The sequence below is a fragment of the uncultured Lacinutrix sp. genome (genome assembly GCF_947500325.1).
GTDB lineage: Bacteria > Bacteroidota > Bacteroidia > Flavobacteriales > Flavobacteriaceae > Lacinutrix.
On record NZ_CANMRQ010000122.1, the window covers coordinates 1 to 223 of the forward strand.

General features: G+C 39.5%; 1 protein-coding gene. It reads right to left on the minus strand.

The window, feature by feature from the left end:
- Positions 1-223 (minus strand): hypothetical protein (locus Q0997_RS20445; RefSeq protein ID WP_299892612.1); only part of this gene is annotated, 223 nt, incomplete at both ends.

Below are 223 nucleotides of genomic sequence, written 5' to 3' on the forward strand. Positions count from 1 at the left end.
TTGGATCAAGTGTCGTACTTGGATCATCGATTCCTGTTGTTTCCTCACAGTCTGTTAAACCATCACCATCTGTATCTACAGGACTTGGACATAAAGGTAAATCGTTATCTGTAATCGTTACTGTTCCACTTGGATCCGTGTTACTTGTGTTACCACTAGTTACCGTTCCATCTACTGTAAACGTTTCATCTGCTTCATCAATAGTATCATCAGTGATTGGAAT